Raw genomic sequence first — 16,914 nt, forward strand, 5'->3', positions numbered from 1 at the left:
CAAATGAAAAACCTTTTTAATTTGCCACAGCCTACCTGCCTGCAACAACAGGGATTGCTTACGGCCTTGGTCGAACCCGTCGAACCGAGATAGGGGTCACCTTTCACAATCGCTAAACGCGAAATCGCCATTTAGCATCGTAGGCGTGACCTGACACAGGTATTATGCCTATCATGAGGGATAACCAGAAGCAAACGACCGTTTAAAATTAAGGCCGTGTTTTTATAAGCTAGTTCCAATAGCTAGTTATTGTAAACGATGGCACTTATGAGAATAAGGAGACAACCAGGTGGATAACGTTGAACGCGATGTGATGGACTTTGACGTGGTCATCGTCGGAGCGGGCCCATCAGGGCTAGCGGCGGCCTGTCGTCTAATGCAACAGGCCAATGACGCGGAACAAGAATTGACCGTCTGCGTGGTTGAAAAAGGCTCGGAAGTCGGCGCGCACATTTTATCCGGCGCGGTATTTGAACCCCGCGCCCTTAACGAGCTGTTTCCTGACTGGCAAGAACGCGGCGCACCGCTCAACACCCCGGCCATCCGTGATGATGTTTATCTGCTAAAAGACGCTGACAAAGCGCAGAAACTGCCCAACGCGCTGGTGCCCAAGAGTATGCATAACACGGGCGGCGACCTTACCCGCTACGTGATTAGCGCAGGTAATTTATGTCGTTGGCTGGCGGAGCAGGCAGAAGCCCTGGGGGTCGAGATATTCCCGGGCTTTGCCGCCCAGGAAGCCATTGTTGAAGACAATGCGGTACGCGGCATCCTGATTGGCGACATGGGCGTTGCCGCAGACGGCACGCCCAAAGATGGCCATATGCCCGGTATGGAACTGCGTGCCAAATATACCCTGTTTGCCGAAGGCGCCCGTGGCCACATTGGCAAGCGCTTGATTGAGGATTTCTCGCTAGACGCCGGTCGCGACCCGCAACACTACGGTATCGGCTTAAAAGAGCTTTGGGATGTGCCAGCCGACAAGCACGAACCCGGCGTTGTTGTGCACGGCTCCGGTTGGCCGCTGGACAAGCATACCCACGGTGGCTGGTTCCTGTACCACGCTGAAAATCAGCAGGTAGTGGTCGGGCTGATCATGGACCTCAGCTATCAAAACCCGTGGCTCTCGCCGTTCGACGAATTCCAGCGCATGAAACATCACCCGGTGCTCAGCCAATACCTGGAAGGCGGCAAACGCGTCGCCTACGGTGCGCGGGCGCTTACCAAAGGCGGCTTCAATTGCTTGCCTAAAATGACGTTCCCGGGCGGCCTGCTTATCGGTTGCGATGCTGGCACGCTCAACTTTGCCAAGATCAAGGGCCTACACACCGCCATGAAGTCGGGCATGGTGGCGGCAGAAAGCGTGTTTGAAGCCCTTCAAGGCGGCGACGAAGGCGCCCAGGAACTGACGAGCTTCAGCGATAAATGGGAGGCCAGCTGGGCGTATCAAGAGCTGAAAGAAAACGCGAGCTTCGGTCCGGCGATACATAAATACGGTACGGTCGGCGGTGGCGCTTACAATTTTGCCAATCAGCTGCTGGGTGGCAAATTGCCTAATGTGCACGATACAACCACCGACCACGGGGCACTCAAGCCCGCCGCCGAATTTGACAAGATCGACTACCCCAAACCCGATGGTAAGTTATCGTTCGATAAGCCTTCGTCCGTGTTCTTATCCAACACTAACCACGAGGAAGATCAGCCGTGCCACTTGCGCCTGGATGATCCCGACCTGCCGATTCGCCACAACCTGCCCAAATACGCAGAGCCCGCTCAGCGCTATTGTCCGGCGGGGGTGTATGAAGTGGTCGAAGACGAAAAGGGTGAGCCGCGCTTTCAGATCAACTTCCAGAATTGCGTCCACTGCAAGACCTGCGACATCAAGGACCCCGCCCAGAACATCACCTGGGTAGCCCCGGAAGGCGGCGGCGGGCCCAACTACCCGAACATGTAGCGCCCGAGTCAGGCAGATCTGTCCGCAGTCCGATACCCCCGCGTCAGCATCCTGGCGCGGGGGTATTGTGTTTTGCTCAGGCCAATCGTTCGATGGGCGCACGACTGGCAATCAACCGTCGGCGCCCCGCTTGATCAAAACGCACGTCGATCACCGGATCACTGGGGTTGCCCTCCACCGTCGCCACCTCGCCCTCACCGAACACGGCATGATGCAGCCGCTGGCCGGGATAGAACGCGTTTGCGTTATATGCCGCTTTAGGTGCTTGAACCTCAGGCGCTGACAGCACGATATCGTCACGGCCCAGTTGAGTGAGATAGCGCTGCACCAGCGCCGGCTCGGTCACTGAGACCGTTGGGGATGGCGAGTTGGGGCTGGTCAAGCATGCTGCCACTTGCATGCTATCCTGCCATGCACTTTCGGCAATAAAGCGGCTGGGGCGATGCGACCCGCCATCATGCAACACCAGCAGCCGTTCTTTTGAGCGCGTAATCGCCACATAAAACAGCCGCCGCTCTTCTTCCAGGCGGTCATCAGTAAGCGGGTTATCCCGGCTATAATAAGGAAAATCTTCTTCATTAACGCCTGCAACGGCGACAAATGGCCATTCGAGCCCCTTGGCGCCATGCACGGTGCTCACCAATACACCCGCCGCCTGATTCTCGACGGGGCGCTCTAATAACTCGATAAAGGCATCCGGGTCTTCAACGCTTTGTGCCTGTTCAATGAGCACATCCAGCAAGCGCACGTCTTCCTCACCTTTATCACGACGCGCTGCAGCGCGTTTTAGGGTTTTCTCGGCCTCGATGGTGTCTACAACGTGCTGCAATAGCTTGGCGGGCGGCCACGCGCTTAGCTGCGGTAGCTCGCACAGTAAGGCCCAACGTTTTTTTAGCGTGCGTCGTTGAATGGGTTTTAAATCGCTAATCACCGGATCGTGACGCTCTGGCCACGCTTGACGGCTGGCGAGCTGATGCGCCAGGCGCTGCAGGCGCTCGCGGGCCACAAAGGGGGTCGGCTGCGCCAGCAGTAGAGTCAACTGCTCGGGGTTCTGCAGCAAGGCCGGGCGTCGGGAAAGTTTTAAATAACCCGCCAATGCCTGAACCAAAGGCAGGCGGAATACAAACCGGTCTTCCCGAGCCAGCCGAAACGGTATTCCCGCTTGTAATAGCGCCAGCTGGAACGGGACCGACAGCGCCCAACTGCGTACCAACAGACTCACATCGCTTAAAGCCCGACCCTGGGCTTGCCAATCGCTTAACGCATCCAGCAACTGACGACCGCCCTGCCCCACTGCCAAGCGGGTATCGGGGTTTTGCGTCGCCGCCAAACATAACTGATCGGGTCGTCTTTGATTGGCAGCAATCGCATGGTTGGCCGCCAGCGCCAGGGCATGACCATGACGAAATGTAGTTGAAAGGGGGTAATCGGTGGCTTGACCAAAGGTGGCGGTAAAATTCTCCAGCATAGTATCCGGCCGTGCGCCTCGCCACTCGTAGATGCATTGATTGGCATCACCAACCGCCATCACCGACGCCCGGCTACCCGCCAATACCGCCAGCAGTCGCTGCTGGGCCGCGTTAATATCCTGATACTCATCGATAATAACGTGATCCAAGAAGCCTTCTACCCGGCCACGTAACGCGCTGTCAGCTTCTAACACCTGTAACGGGCGATAAAGCAGATCGGCATAGGTCATCACCCTTTCGCTATCCAAGAGTCGCTCGGCTTCGTTGAAAGCGGCGGGGAAATAGTCGGTATCGGGGTCGTAATGAAGGCGCTCGTATAGTGCTTCAGGAGTCAGCATTTCGGCTTTTACCAAGCCGCAAAAATGCGCCAAGGCTTCGAGTCGATCTCCCTCAAGCGCTGCATCGCGCCGCTCAACAGCATCGCTAAGAACGTTCAAGCTGGCTTGGCGAAGCAGGCGTTCCAGTTGCCATTCCGCCGACAACAGCCGCCGCGGAGCCAAGGCGCCCCAGCGACTCAGGCTTTGGGTTAGCCGGTGACCCAGCGAATGGAAGGTGCGTACATCAGGTAGCGCCTGCCCAGGCGGCGCCATGCTGACCAGGCGGCGCTGAAAATCATCCCGTGCGGAACGGTTAAACATCAGCACCAGGATGCGCTTGGGTGGAACACCGCTTGCGAGCAGGTGAAGGACACGCGCTGCCATCGTCGTCGTCTTACCCGCTCCAGCAACGGCCGCGACGCGGGCATGGCCGTGCGCATGGTGAATGACAGCTTGCTGTTCGGCGGTTAACTTCACGACTCCTCTCTGGCCGCTAACCCATCAAGATCACCCGCGTCGAGGTAACCCAAAGGATGCCATTGACCGGCGCTGTAGACACTCAATGCCTGCTGGCCCGTCTCTGCTTCGCGTAGCGAGGCGGCCTCGGCCAGTTGATAATAAACGTGGCGATGCAAGCGGGCAGCGAGCCCGAACCGTACGGCAATTTCCGGCACTCGGTCGCCCTGTGGCGTGTGCGTCAAGGCTAGCGGGTGTTCGTGATCCAGGCGCACAACATCATCAAACTGGGTCGTTAACCACCACGCATCATCGTGAAAATCGGCCTCAACGGCGACCAGCGGCCGATCATCCACCTGAATACGCCAGCGCTCAACAGGCGTCACCAAGCAGTATCCCTCGGCATCATGGCGCAGCAGGGTAGACAGCAGCCGCGCAATGCTTGCACGGGCAAAAGGCTGGCCTTCGTGCCACCAGCCTCCTTGCGCATCGATACGTATATCCATGTCCCCCGACAACGCTGGCTGCCAGTCATTGAGCGGCGGTATGCTAGACGCTCCCTGACGATAATCAAGCAATCGATCTATGTTCATCGTATTATCCCGCCCGTGCCAACTTGCGCTATACGAGGCCCGCGTCTGCCAACGCTTGTTTAACCTGCTCAGGTGCCTCAGGCACTGCGCCACGAAATAGCTGATAGAAATTGGCAGTGGTCTGCATCGCCACTTCATCCACGCTAATATCTCGCGCTTGGGCAATACACTCGGCCACTTCGACTACCCAAGCAGGTTCATTGGGTTTGCCACGGTGTGGCACCGGCGCCAAGTAGGGGCTGTCGGTCTCGATCAATAGCCGGTCAAGGGGTAGCTTGCGTGCCAGCTCACGTAGCGACTCGGCGCTATTGAAGGTGACGATACCCGACAATGAAATATAAAAGCCCAGCCGCACGGCTTCTCGAGCCATTTCAATGTCTTCTGTAAAGCAGTGCAGCACGCCGCCAATACGCGGATCACAGTGTTCGCGCAGTAACGCCAGCGTGTCTTCTTTAGCCTCTCGGGTATGCACCACGACCGGCAATTCGAGTTCCCGAGCCGCCATCAGATGCCTTTTAAAGCGTTCGTGCTGAACCGCCGCCGGCACGCGATCGGCATAATGGTAATCAAGGCCCGTCTCGCCAATGGCCACCGCGCCGAATTGTTCAGCGGCTTCTTGAATATCGCTAACGCTGGGCTCAACCGATGCTTCATGAAGCGGATGCTGACCCGCTGATATCACCACATCCTCGTGTGCCCTGGCAATCTCGGCAAGCGTAGGCATATCCTCGAGCGTCACGGAAATCGCAAGAAACTGATTAACGCCAACGTTACGAGCCGCCGCCAGCGTCGCCGCAAGGCTGCCATTGTGGGTGGTATCGGATAAGCGGTCCAGGTGACAGTGGGAATCAGCAAACATGTCGCTCTCAAGGTGGGCATTAAAGAGTAAATGAGGGCGCGGCCTTGTCTAACTGGCCCGCCAATAGGGTTTCAATGCGGTCTCGCACCGTATAATCCTGCGCATTGAAATGGATACCAATTCCGGGCATGCGTCGCCCGCTGACGCCATCGGGAGACACCCAAATAACCTCGCCGCTAAGCGAAAGACGCTCGCTCTCGCCCGGTAGTGTCAGCAGTAAATAAACGGTTTGGCCTAATTCATAAAGGCCGCGCGTAGGGATAAACATGCCACCTCGGTCGAGAAAAGGCATGTAGGCAGACAATAACGTGGGTACATCGGGCACCGTGAGCGAGAGCGCTTTTTGCGTTGCCATAACACCTCATCGATTCGCCAAGCTTAAGAGCGTAGTAAGGCCGACCAGCGCACTAGCCACGCTTCTAACACCAACTGCGGATTAGGGTTAGCGCCCACGGCAAGCAATCGGCGTTGCTCGCGGGCATAATCCAGCAGTTTAAACCAATCCCGCACCCGGGCATTTTTCACCGCTTGACGATAAAGCGGGAGTAAATCCGGGTTACGTAAGGAGGCGGTGGTGCCTGACAAGCCCAACCTAATCAGGTCTTCCAGCCAGGCGATACCGTACCATAAAATGGCGTCTATCGCCTGGCGGTCTAATCGCGCGGCTTCCGCCACCGGCTCGCCACCGCGCACCAGCTGCTCGAAACAGTCATGCAATTGGTGGCGTAAAGCGCGTGCATCGGGAGCCGCCAGCTCAACCGCGCTTAACGGCAACCCACCTGACACCTGCCACCAAAAGCGGGCCTCGTCTTCGCTTGCCAACTGCTCGGTCAACCAACCAAGGCAGTCGTCTATTGCCACGCTGGGCAGCGTCCACTGCTGACAGCGTGAACGAATGGTCGGCAACACCCTTGATGGCACATCCGCCAGCAAAATAAATAACGTTTGCTGCCCCGGCTCCTCCAAGCTTTTCAACAACGCATTAGAGGCGGCTACGTTCATCGCTTCAGCGGGCGAAATAATGATCACACGATAACCGCCTTGCTGCGCTGTTTGCGAGACGAAGCGATTGACTTCGCGGATGGTATCAATACGAATGTGGCGCTTGCCTTCCTCAGGTGAAATACGCAGTAGGTCGGGGTGGGAGCCAGAAGTCAGCAGTTGGCAACTGCGGCAATGGCCACAGGCCTGGTCGCCAGGAGCAGCACACATCGTTCGTTCAATCAGTGCCTCTGCCAAGCGCTGCTTGCCTACACCATGCTCGCCGCTGAACAACAAGGCGTGGGGCATTCGATCGGTGTCGGCAAGACGACATAACTGCTGCCACGTCGCCTGATGCCATGGCAATACGCCGCTTAATCCCATAGCGAAACTCGCCCGGCTAGAGTGTCGCGGATATCGGACTGAACGGCGGCAAGAGGTTGGTCGGCATTAATCACGGCAAACCTTTCGGGCGATTGTTTCGCCCGTGCTAAGTAGGCGCTTCGTACGGACTGAAAAAAGTCTGCCTGCTCCTGCTCAAACCGGTCTCGCTGAGTATGCTGATCACGCAGCCGTGCTTCCAGGCGTTGTTTAGCGGCCTCTTGGGGCATATCCAACAGTAGCGTTACATCGGGAGTGAGGCCCTTCTGAACAAAATCCTCAAGGGCCGCAATCCGTTCTACCGGAATCCCACGGCCACCGCCTTGATACGCGTAGGTGGCATCAGTAAAGCGGTCACACACTACCCAAGCCCCCCGTGCGAGTGCCGGCAGAATTTTCTCGGCCAGGTGCTGGGCCCGGGCGGCGAACATAAGCAGCAACTCAGCATCGGTATGTAGCCACTCATCAGGAGCGGGGTCGAGCAGCAGTTGGCGAATCGCCTCTGCACGTGGCGTACCACCGGGCTCACGAGTGGCGACCACCTCTACCCCCTGGGCTTCCAGCCAGGCCACCACAAACTGCATATTGGTGGATTTACCCACGCCTTCACCGCCTTCTAACGTGATAAAACGACCGCGCTTCGTCATCATTGCCTCTGGTAACGTTGTTAGTCACGATTACGGATATACCGATTCACGGCATTATTATGTTCGCGCAACGTACTCGAAAATTGATGGGTGCCGTCTCCCCGTGAGACAAAATACAACGTATCGCCCGGCAAAGGATTTACCGCGGCTTCCAGCGAGGCCCGCCCCGGCATGGCAATAGGCGTAGGCGGTAGCCCCTCAATCACGTAGGTGTTGTAAGCCGTCGACTGGCGCAGGTCAGCCCGGGTGATCTTCCCCTCGTAGCGAGTTCCCATGCCATAAATAACGGTAGGGTCGGTTTGCAAACGCATGCCGCGCTCCATCCGCCGCTTGAATACGCCCGCAATCTCTCGCCGCTCTTCCGGCGCCCCGGTTTCACGTTCGATCAACGACGCCATAATCAGCGCTTCATAGGGTGAATCAATGGTCAGATCATCGTCACGCTCAGCCCACACCTCTTTAAGCATACGCTCCATGCGGTTGAGCGACTGACGGAGGATATCAACATCACTCATGCCCAGGTGATAGCGATAGGTATCGGGGAAAAACCAGCCTTCAGGATAGGTGCCCTCCCGATCAAGCAATGCCATGACGTCTTCATCGCTCATATCAGCCGTGCGCTGCTCAAGCTTTGGGGCATTTGCAAGTTGCTCGCGCATCTGACGAAACGTCCATCCTTCAGGAATGGTCAGCGGATAAGTGACAACGTCGTTACTGTCGAGCAGCGCCAACAGCTCCATGCCGGTCATACTAGGCTCGAGGAGGTATTCACCGGTGCGCAGGCTGGGCAGTTTTTCTGGCTCCAGCTTACTTAGCACACGAAATGCCCAGGCATCATCAATCACCCCCCGCGCTTCCAGCTCGCTGATTACGCGGCTAAAACCGGCACCCGAGGGGACTTGGTAAAGCACGGGTTCCTCAATCGTCAATGGCGTATTAAGCCGCTGCTGCCAATAGGCATAGCCACCAGCAGTACCGACAACGCCGATGACCACTACCACGGCAAGAGCCGCCAAGATGCGTTTCACTATGAGACCTCAATATTCAATGCGTTAAGGCGTTGCAGGATATCCCATCAATGGGTGCGCCACTGCTTGCAAGGGATCTGGCTTAGTGGGCTCCCAGCGACGTAGGCATTCGCCTTGAGCCGTCCATACGTCATTGACCGGCCACACCCCCTGAACAGAGTTCGCCAGCCAAAGCCGATCCACTGCAGCGACGTCATCCAACGCCAACTGCGCCGGCGTTACTAGCTGCGCATCAATCAATGCGGCACGCAGCGTTCCTGCGACGCCGCAGTGATCCAAGATAGGCGTCATGATGCGCCCCTCCTGCTGCCAAAAAAGATTCATGCTGGTGGCCTCCACCATCCATCCGTGGCAATCGGCCAACAGGCCTTCACGGTAGGCAGGTGTTTGCAACTCCTGGCGAGCCAGCACATTTTCAAGGCGGTTAAGATGTTTAATACCTGCCAAGCAAGGTTGTCGGGCCAGGCGCAGCGAACAGACACGCACGCTGACGCCCTGTGCCCAGGCCGATGGGTCCGGCTGAAAAGGTGTACGGCGGCTGATAAGACGCGGCGCCGCCACGTCGGGAGCCGCATAGCCACGGCCGCCACTACCACGGGTGACGATGATTTTAAGCACCTCCCAAGTAGCCGTGGGCAGCGCTTGCCAAGTGGCCGATAATGCCGCCTCCGAGGGAGGATCGATCGCCAACCGCTGACAACCCAGCTGCAGGCGTTCGACATGCTGCCGCCAAAGTACCGGTTGGCCTTCGCGCAGCAGCACGGTTTCAAATACGCCATCACCATAGGCCAGCCCACGGTCATCAAAAGGTACCCAGGGCTGACTCATAGGAAGTTACACCTTTTTGAATAGCAGTGACCCGTTGGTCCCACCAAAGCCAAAGGAGTTCGACAGCGCGACATCGATAGGCATATCACGGGCAGCGTGAGGCACATAATCGAGTCGGCAGCCTTCCTGAGGCGTATCCAGGTTAATGGTGGGAGGTGCGACCTGGTCGCGAATGGCCAGCACGCTAAACACTGCCTCGACCGCACCCGCGGCACCCAGCAGGTGACCAATCATCGACTTGGTCGAACTGACCGCCACCCGCTGAGCCGCCTGCCCCATAACGCGCTCGACGGCACGGCTTTCGGCTAAATCGCCAGCGGCCGTTGAGGTGCCGTGGGCATTGATATAATCCACCTCGTCAGGATTAATCTGCGCATCCTTGATGGCGTTGCTCATCGACAGCGCGGCACCACTGCCATCTTCAGGCGGCGCCGTCATATGATAAGCGTCATCGCTCATACCAAAACCCGCCAGTTCGGCGTAGATGGTCGCGCCGCGTGCTTTGGCGTGCTCGAGTTCTTCAAGCACCAGCACACCCGCTCCGTCTGACAATACAAAGCCATCACGGTCGGCGTCCCAAGGACGACTAGCGGCTTGGGGGTCGTCATTGCGCGTAGAGAGCGCGCGAGCAGCAGAAAAGCCACCCAGGCCAAGCGGCGTAGTGGCCATTTCTGCTCCGCCACACACCATCACATCAGCATCGCCATAGGCAATGGTGCGTGCGCTATAGCCAATGTTATGAGTGCCTGTTGTGCAGGCCGTGGTGATCGCAATATTGGGCCCTTTAAAGCCATGCTGAATCGCCATATTGCCCGAGATCATATTGATGATGGACCCAGGAACAAAGAAGGGCGAGATACGCCGTGCTCCGCCTTTATTCAGCGCATTGTGGTTGTGCTCGATCATTGGCAGACCGCCAATGCCCGACCCAATGGCTACACCAATGCGATCAGCGTTGGCATCGGTACATTCAATACCTGAATCCTGAATCGCTTGGCCACCCGCCGCCATACCGTACTGAATGAACAGGTCCATCTTGCGGGCGTCTTTGGGGTTCAGATACGGGCTAATATCAAAATCTTTAACCGACCCACCAAAGCGCGTGTTAAAACCGCTGGTATCGAAATGCTCAATCGGCGCAATACCGCTTTGCCCGGCCACAATATTGGCCCACGACGCTTGAACTGTATTTCCAACTGGGGTCACCAGGCCTAACCCAGTTACCACTACCCTTCTTCGTGCCATCAAGTTTCCTCCAGGCATCCATGGTGACTCGACCCTTGTGGGTCATTAGCAGCCGTCAATGTTGTCGCTAGTATAACGGAGATTGAACGTTATATTCAGTGGGACCGCAAAGCAAAAAAAGCCGTCCTACGGAAGGACGGCTTTTTAATGCGGGTAGACATAAAGCCACCTACCCGGGTTCGATGCATCAACTACCCCTTACTGATGGGCGTTAACGTAGTCGATGGCTTCTTGAACCGTAGTGATTTTCTCGGCTTCTTCGTCCGGAATCTCAGTATCGAATTCTTCTTCCAGCGCCATGACGAGCTCAACTGTGTCAAGCGAGTCAGCACCCAGATCTTCAGTAAAAGAAGAACTGTTCTGGATATCTTCTTCTTTAACGTTCAGGCGCTCAGCCACTACTTTCTTTACGCGCTCTTCAATAGTACTCATCAACGTACTCCAGTCATTCACATTAGCCGTTTTGGATAACCAGCTATTTGGGAACCGCAAGCCAAAAGCTGCGGGGTAGTTTATAGACGCCCTTAAGCTGACGCAACCGCCAAACTAAAGGCCATCAACGCATATTCATGCCGCCATTAACGTGCAGCGTCTCTCCGGTGATATATCCTGCCGCATCGCTGGCCAGAAAACCAACCGCAGCAGCAATTTCATCCGCAGAGCCTAAGCGCGCCAACGGAATTTGTTTCAACAGCATCTCGTGCTGCGCTTCCGGCAGCGCTTCGGTCATATCGGTGGCGATAAAGCCCGGCGCCACCGAATTAACCGTAATGGCCCGCGAGGCAACTTCACGGGCTAGCGCCCGGCTAAACCCTTCCATACCGGCCTTAGCCGCCGCATAGTTAGTTTGGCCCAGGTTGCCCATGGTCGCCACTACCGAACTGATCGATACGATACGCCCAAAACGCGCCTTGGTCATCCCCCGCAGACACGCTTTGCTAACCCGGTAGACGGATTTGAGATTGGTGTCCATCACCGAGTCCCACTCGTCCTCTTTCATACGCATCAACAAGTTATCACGGGTAATGCCAGCGTTGTTGATCAAAATTGTCGGTGCGGAAAACCGCTCAGCGATGGTTTTTAAAACGCTGTCGATACTCGCCTGATCGGTCACGTTCAGGCACAAGCCGGCCCCTTCAATACCTTGGGCCGCGAAGTCGGCATCGATTTTTTCAGCACCGGCGTCGGTGGTCGCCGTGCCGACAACAATACGCCCCTGGCGACTCAGCTCGTGAGCGACGGCTCGGCCGATGCCACGGCTCGCCCCTGTGACGAGGGCTACTCTACGTTCTTGGGTCATAAGGTCCTGCCTTTCGCCATGTAAACAAGCAAGGATAGCGGAAACTTACCACTTATCATGCATTATCAGCCAACGCATCGCGGGCTAACTCAAGCGCTGCATCTAAGCTATCGGGATCGTTAACCGCCAAGCTTTTACTGCCGCGCACAATACGCTTATTCAAGCCGGTGAGCACTTTGCCCGGGCCGCACTCAATAAACACATTAGCGCCCTGGGCCGCCATCGCTTCAACGCAAGACGTCCAGCGCACGGGTTGATATAGCTGCTCAATCAAACGGGTGCGCAGCGTGTCAACATCGGCATGCGCCTCAGCATCAACGTTTTGGATGACGGTATAGCGTGGGGGACGTAGTTCAATGTTCTGCATCGCTGCTGCCAAGCGTTCTGCCGCCGGGCGCATGAGATCACAATGTGAAGGGACCGAAACGGGTAGTGGCATCGCACGCTTAGCACCCGCGTCCTGGCAAGCCGCAATCGCCCGCTCTACGGCTGCCTTGCCGCCAGCAATCACTACCTGCCCTGGGGCATTATAGTTAACCGCTGATACCACCTCACCCTGCGCCGCCTTGGCACAGGCAGCCTCCACTGAAGCGTTATCCAGGCCCAAAATAGCGGCCATACCGCCTTCTCCTGCGGGCACCGCTTGCTGCATGGCATCTCCCCGCAGGCGGACTAACTTAACGCCCTCGGCAAACCCAAGCACACCCGCGCACACCATGGCGCTGTATTCACCCAGGCTGTGACCCGCCATGACGGTTGGCCGCGGACCTTCCAGCTCTTGCCAGACACGCCATATCGCGATACTGGCAGATAGCAACGCTGGCTGAGTGCATTCGGTAGCGTTTAAAGAGGCTTCTGGCCCCTCTTGAACGACTTTCCACAAATCGTAGCGTAACGCATCCGAAGCTTCCTCAAAGGTCGTTCCCACTACGCTGTAACGTTCGGCAAGCTCACGCAGCATTCCAAGCTGCTGAGAGCCCTGCCCGGGAAAGATGAGGGCAAGGGGTTGAGACATGTCGTTCACCTTTGCTCTTGTAGGCATTTGCTCAATTGAGCGATAGACGCGGTTATGGGCACATCCTGCTACTCGACATAACCCGCTAACGTGCGGCGCAATGACCTGATCATTACACCTATGAATTAGGCGCTACCCATAAAAAGACCAGCATTTGGCAAGCCGCTCAGGCAGGTTATGCTCAACCTCCTGCATAGCGCGGCGAATAGCATAGTAAAAGCCATCTGCATGGGTACCACCGTGGCTTTTCACCACAATACCCTGCAGACCTAACAAGCTGGCACCGTTGTAGCGCACCGGGTCTAGCTCTTGTTTTAAGTGCTTTAACACTGGCTTGGCGATCCAGCTCGCCAAACGCCCTCTTAGGCGTGACGAAAAGACCAGCTGTACGCGCTCGATCAACATACTGGCCAAGCCTTCACTGGCTTTGAGCACGGCGTTGCCCGCAAAGCCATCGCAGACGATCACATCCAGTTCGCCCTGGAAGATATCGCCTCCTTCGGCATAGCCACAATAAGCAAATGGCAAGGTCGCCGCCGAGTCACGCAATAACCTATCGGCCTCTCGCACACTGGCGCTGCCTTTGGTTGACTCTGCACCAACGTTCAGCAGCGCCACACGTGGCCGGTCGACGCCATCCATCTGCTGCGCCATTGCCGCCCCCATCAATGCAAACTCGACCAGACGACTGGCAGGAGAGTCGACATTCGCGCCTAAATCCAGCAAATAGCAGTGGCGACCATGACGCGCAGGGATTGCCGTACTGATAGCCGGTCGCGACATTCCCGCAAGCGTACCCAGCTCACGCCGTGAAAGGGCCACGAGGGCAGCGGTGTTGCCAACGCTCACGCCCGCCTGGGCATCACCTAAGGCCACACAGCGCAGCATCTGCGCCATGCTGGTCGATTGGCCATGGCGCAACGCCCAGGCGGCTGTTGCCGTGGGCGCCATGCTATCAACCACATCGTGAACCGCTAAACGTGACGTTGCCGCAGCCAGAGGCCGCGGCAAACGCAAAAGTTCAGCATCGATCTGCTGATGCGGACCAAACAGAATCAGTTCTAAGCCAGGGGTATCGGTGACGGCCCTGGCAGCCCCTTCAATTAGCGCGCGGGGGCCTTGGTCGCCCCCCATCACATCAATTGCTAGGCGCACATAGCACCCATTCGTTTAGTCGAATCGATAGGTAAAGACGCTTTATGCGTCTACTACCTTACGACCGCGGTAGAAACCATCCGGCGAAACATGGTGACGCAGGTGAGTCGTGCCGGTTTCTTTGTCTTGAGACAGCGTAGGAGCGCTTAGCGCATCGTGGCTGCGACGCATACCGCGCTTGGAACGAGTTTTACGATTCTGCTGAACTGCCATGGGAGTACTCCAGGGTCTGTCGGATTATGGGTGCTTACTTCTTGCCTTTCAGCGTGCTAAGCACCGCGAAAGGATTGGCGGGGGCTGTTTCTTCTTCCCCGCCTTCTGTCTTGCTGACCAGTTGTTCCGCCGAAACGTGGCACTCTGCTTCCTCGTGATATACCACTTGGGGCAGGCTGAGGATTAATTCATCCTCAACGACCGTCAGCAAGTCCAGCTGTTCATGTTCCACCAGCACCGGCTCGTGACTGGCTGGCAGCTCTGCGGCCAAGCTTTCATCAGCGACCATCCCTAACAGAAAGTCGCTGGTGACATCTTGGCTGAGCGGCTCCAGACAACGGCGGCACGGAAGCGCCAACGTTGCTTGCAGGTGACCACGAATTTCACGTCGCCCTTGAGCATCAACACCAAATTCGAGCACGACGAGACAGTCGCCCGATTGGTTACCGGCTTCTTCGGCAAGGCGCGGCAGCTTATTAAGCGCCACCAGGCCTTCGAGTCGTTCGCGGCGGGCTGCAAGCTTATAGGGCTCGACCCGGCTGGGGAGTTGTGAGGTCAACATAGGCGCGCAATGATAGGCACTCCCCATGCTGGTGTCAAAGCTAAGGCCACAATTCTTTGCGGTCGTGGGATAAGATAAGGCGCTGGCTTGGGCACACGGGATACAAACGTCGCCCCTTGAGTCACAAAGACACTTGCCCCAGAAAGGAAAACCGCATGCCTAACGCAACGCCTGAACTGGTATTAGCCTCAAGTTCACGTTCGCGCCGTGAGCTACTCGACCGGCTGCAAATGCCCTATCAATGCTATTCGCCTGACATTGATGAAACACCGCAAAGCGGCGAGACGCCGCACCAGCTAGTGCATCGACTGGCGTTAAGCAAAGCCACTGCGGTGGCGGACCGCTTTGCTCACCACTGCATCATCGGCTCCGACCAGGTGGCCGTCTTTGAGGGCGACATATTGGGCAAACCCCACACTATTGAGCGCGCCGAACATAATTTAAGACGTTTTTCTGGCCAGCGGGTGACCTTTCTTACCGGCTTGGCGCTACTCGATACGCGCCAACATACCCACCAGGCTCACGTGGAACCGTTTGAGGTAGTGTTTAGAAAACTAAGCGACGCAGAAATTCGTGTTTACGTTAACAAAGAGCGCCCCCTCGATAGCGCGGGAAGTTTTCGCATGGAAGGCTTAGGCATTAGTCTTTTCGAACGCCTGGAGGGACGCGACCCGAACGCACTAATAGGCTTACCGCTGATCGCGCTTTGCAACATGCTGCGCCAAGCGGGCCTCGACCCACTTGGCGCTGGCATTGATCAAGGCGCTTGAAAGCGCAGCGGCGAAGGAGACGTATCCACCCCCAGAAGCTGGGCAGCGGTCTGAGTGAAGCGCCGGGTTATACGATCAAACGGATCCAGGCTCGGCGTGTAGTTTTGCCACTCAGCCTCGTCGGCATACTGGCGGGCTACATCATCCATGCTCCCGAGTTGATCAACAAGCCCCAGCGCCTTGGCTTGTTCGCCACTCCATACCAGGCCGCTAAACAAATCGTCGCTATCGCTTAAGCGATCACCGCGCCCTGCTTTTACATCATCAATAAACTGCTGGTGTGTGCTGTTCAACACGCTCTGCCAAAACGCCTCGTCGTCATCGTCAAACGGTTGAAAGGGGTCCAGAAACGCCTTGTTATCGCCTGCCGTCAACACACGCCGCTCAACGCCTACCCGGTCAATGGCTTCTTCTAACCCAAAGCCGGCATATATCACCCCAATCGAACCGACGAGACTCACCGGCGATGCCACGATATCGTCAGCTGCCGCCGCTATGTAATAAGCGCCACTGGCACCAATGTCTTCAATAACGGCCACAATGGGTTTATCGCCCGACTCGCGAAGCCGCATGATTTCCGCAAAAATGCGCTGGGACTGCACAGGACTGCCGCCTGGGCTATTAATATGCAGCACTATTGCTTCGGCGCTATCGGCTTCCCAGGCATTGCGCAACCCTTCGATAATACGCTCGGCATTGGCCGGGGCATCCTCAGCGATCACCCCGTTGACGTCGACTCGGGCAAGGTGTGCTTGGTCCGTGGGCGCTCCCGTCGACGGGGCATAAAACTGGTAAAAGCCTAACCCCAGCGCCACCGCGAGCAAACTAAGCATCAATAAGCGAAAAAATAGCTTCCAGCGACGCGAACGGCGCTGTTCGGCCAAAACACCGCCAATCCAGTGATCCATCATTTCAATTTGCGCTAACCGCTGGCGCTCACGCAGTGTGGCAGCATCGTCGCTGGGCTGCCCTACGTCGCTGCTCCCCTTGGGAGGCACTTCGGGCCCCTGAGTCCAACGATCTTCAGCGTCTTGGTGCCCCGTCGGGGAGGATGTGTCTTGAGACGCATCGCTTCGCGAATCATCATCCTTCATAGTTCATCCGTTCCTCTGTTCATCCATTCTTGGCAATAAGATGGCCA

18 protein-coding genes are annotated in these 16,914 nt (G+C 56.9%); 2 read left to right on the forward strand and 16 right to left on the reverse strand.

Annotated features, from left to right (window positions below; translation table 11 throughout):
• Positions 1-289 precede the first annotated feature (289 nt).
• Positions 290-1,954: an electron transfer flavoprotein-ubiquinone oxidoreductase gene (locus tag CPH17_RS04615; RefSeq protein ID WP_074396680.1), complete on the forward strand. Its 1,665-nt coding sequence runs from the start codon at positions 290-292 to the stop codon at positions 1,952-1,954.
• Positions 1,955-2,030: 76 nt separating this feature from the next.
• On the opposite strand, the gene CPH17_RS04620 is transcribed toward CPH17_RS04615, so the two are convergent.
• The 15 genes from CPH17_RS04620 to CPH17_RS04690 form a co-directional block, all read right to left on the reverse strand.
• Positions 2,031-4,217, reverse strand: a complete 2,187-nt coding sequence (locus tag CPH17_RS04620) for an ATP-dependent helicase (protein ID WP_096298390.1) — start codon at positions 4,215-4,217, stop codon at positions 2,031-2,033.
• Entirely contained in the window at positions 4,214-4,789 is a 576-nt protein-coding gene (locus CPH17_RS04625; protein WP_074396682.1) for a DUF1285 domain-containing protein, read from the reverse strand. The genes CPH17_RS04620 and CPH17_RS04625 overlap by 4 nt, the downstream gene beginning before the upstream one ends.
• 28 nt (positions 4,790-4,817) lie before the next feature.
• The gene (locus CPH17_RS04630; RefSeq protein WP_096298392.1) at positions 4,818-5,648 is read right to left on the reverse strand and encodes a TatD family hydrolase; all 831 of its coding nucleotides are present in this window, start codon (positions 5,646-5,648) and stop codon (positions 4,818-4,820) included.
• 19 nt (positions 5,649-5,667) lie between these two features.
• Positions 5,668-6,003: a PilZ domain-containing protein gene (locus tag CPH17_RS04635; RefSeq protein WP_074396684.1), complete on the reverse strand. Its 336-nt coding sequence runs from the start codon at positions 6,001-6,003 to the stop codon at positions 5,668-5,670.
• 23 nt (positions 6,004-6,026) lie between these two features.
• Positions 6,027-7,013 carry a DNA polymerase III subunit delta' gene (locus tag CPH17_RS04640; protein WP_096298395.1) on the reverse strand — a complete coding sequence of 329 codons (987 nt, stop codon included), beginning with the start codon at positions 7,011-7,013 and terminating at the stop codon, positions 6,027-6,029.
• Complete coding sequence (gene tmk / locus CPH17_RS04645) at positions 7,004-7,657, reverse strand: dTMP kinase (protein ID WP_172822134.1); 654 nt, start codon at positions 7,655-7,657, stop codon at positions 7,004-7,006. The genes CPH17_RS04640 and tmk overlap by 10 nt, the downstream gene beginning before the upstream one ends.
• A gap of 20 nt (positions 7,658-7,677) precedes the next feature.
• The gene (mltG, locus tag CPH17_RS04650; RefSeq protein ID WP_074396687.1) at positions 7,678-8,688 is read right to left on the reverse strand and encodes an endolytic transglycosylase MltG; all 1,011 of its coding nucleotides are present in this window, start codon (positions 8,686-8,688) and stop codon (positions 7,678-7,680) included.
• Positions 8,689-8,709: 21 nt separating this feature from the next.
• The gene (gene pabC, locus CPH17_RS04655; protein WP_074396688.1) at positions 8,710-9,513 is read right to left on the reverse strand and encodes an aminodeoxychorismate lyase; all 804 of its coding nucleotides are present in this window, start codon (positions 9,511-9,513) and stop codon (positions 8,710-8,712) included.
• A 6-nt stretch (positions 9,514-9,519) separates the two neighbouring features.
• Entirely contained in the window at positions 9,520-10,758 is a 1,239-nt protein-coding gene (gene fabF / locus CPH17_RS04660; protein ID WP_074396689.1) for a beta-ketoacyl-ACP synthase II, read from the reverse strand.
• Positions 10,759-10,956: 198 nt separating this feature from the next.
• Positions 10,957-11,190 carry an acyl carrier protein gene (acpP, locus tag CPH17_RS04665; protein WP_008956801.1) on the reverse strand — a complete coding sequence of 78 codons (234 nt, stop codon included), beginning with the start codon at positions 11,188-11,190 and terminating at the stop codon, positions 10,957-10,959.
• A 124-nt stretch (positions 11,191-11,314) separates the two neighbouring features.
• The gene (gene fabG / locus CPH17_RS04670) at positions 11,315-12,058 is read right to left on the reverse strand and encodes a 3-oxoacyl-ACP reductase FabG (protein ID WP_074396690.1); all 744 of its coding nucleotides are present in this window, start codon (positions 12,056-12,058) and stop codon (positions 11,315-11,317) included.
• Positions 12,059-12,113: 55 nt separating this feature from the next.
• Complete coding sequence (gene fabD / locus CPH17_RS04675) at positions 12,114-13,073, reverse strand: ACP S-malonyltransferase (RefSeq protein WP_074396691.1); 960 nt, start codon at positions 13,071-13,073, stop codon at positions 12,114-12,116.
• Positions 13,074-13,205: 132 nt separating this feature from the next.
• Positions 13,206-14,228: a phosphate acyltransferase PlsX gene (gene plsX / locus CPH17_RS04680; protein WP_074396692.1), complete on the reverse strand. Its 1,023-nt coding sequence runs from the start codon at positions 14,226-14,228 to the stop codon at positions 13,206-13,208.
• Positions 14,229-14,270: 42 nt separating this feature from the next.
• Positions 14,271-14,441, reverse strand: a complete 171-nt coding sequence (gene rpmF / locus CPH17_RS04685; protein ID WP_021820795.1) for a 50S ribosomal protein L32 — start codon at positions 14,439-14,441, stop codon at positions 14,271-14,273.
• Between the two features lie 34 nt (positions 14,442-14,475).
• Complete coding sequence (locus tag CPH17_RS04690; protein WP_074396693.1) at positions 14,476-15,003, reverse strand: YceD family protein; 528 nt, start codon at positions 15,001-15,003, stop codon at positions 14,476-14,478.
• Between the two features lie 155 nt (positions 15,004-15,158).
• On the opposite strand from CPH17_RS04690, the gene CPH17_RS04695 reads away from it, so the two are divergent.
• Entirely contained in the window at positions 15,159-15,773 is a 615-nt protein-coding gene (locus CPH17_RS04695) for a Maf family protein (protein ID WP_074396694.1), read from the forward strand.
• Here CPH17_RS04695 and sppA read toward each other — a convergent pair.
• Positions 15,761-16,867 carry a signal peptide peptidase SppA gene (gene sppA, locus CPH17_RS04700; protein ID WP_074396695.1) on the reverse strand — a complete coding sequence of 369 codons (1,107 nt, stop codon included), beginning with the start codon at positions 16,865-16,867 and terminating at the stop codon, positions 15,761-15,763. The genes CPH17_RS04695 and sppA overlap by 13 nt on opposite strands.
• Positions 16,868-16,914 lie beyond the last annotated feature (47 nt).

Source organism: Halomonas sp. hl-4, from assembly GCF_900215475.1.
GTDB lineage: Bacteria > Pseudomonadota > Gammaproteobacteria > Pseudomonadales > Halomonadaceae > Vreelandella.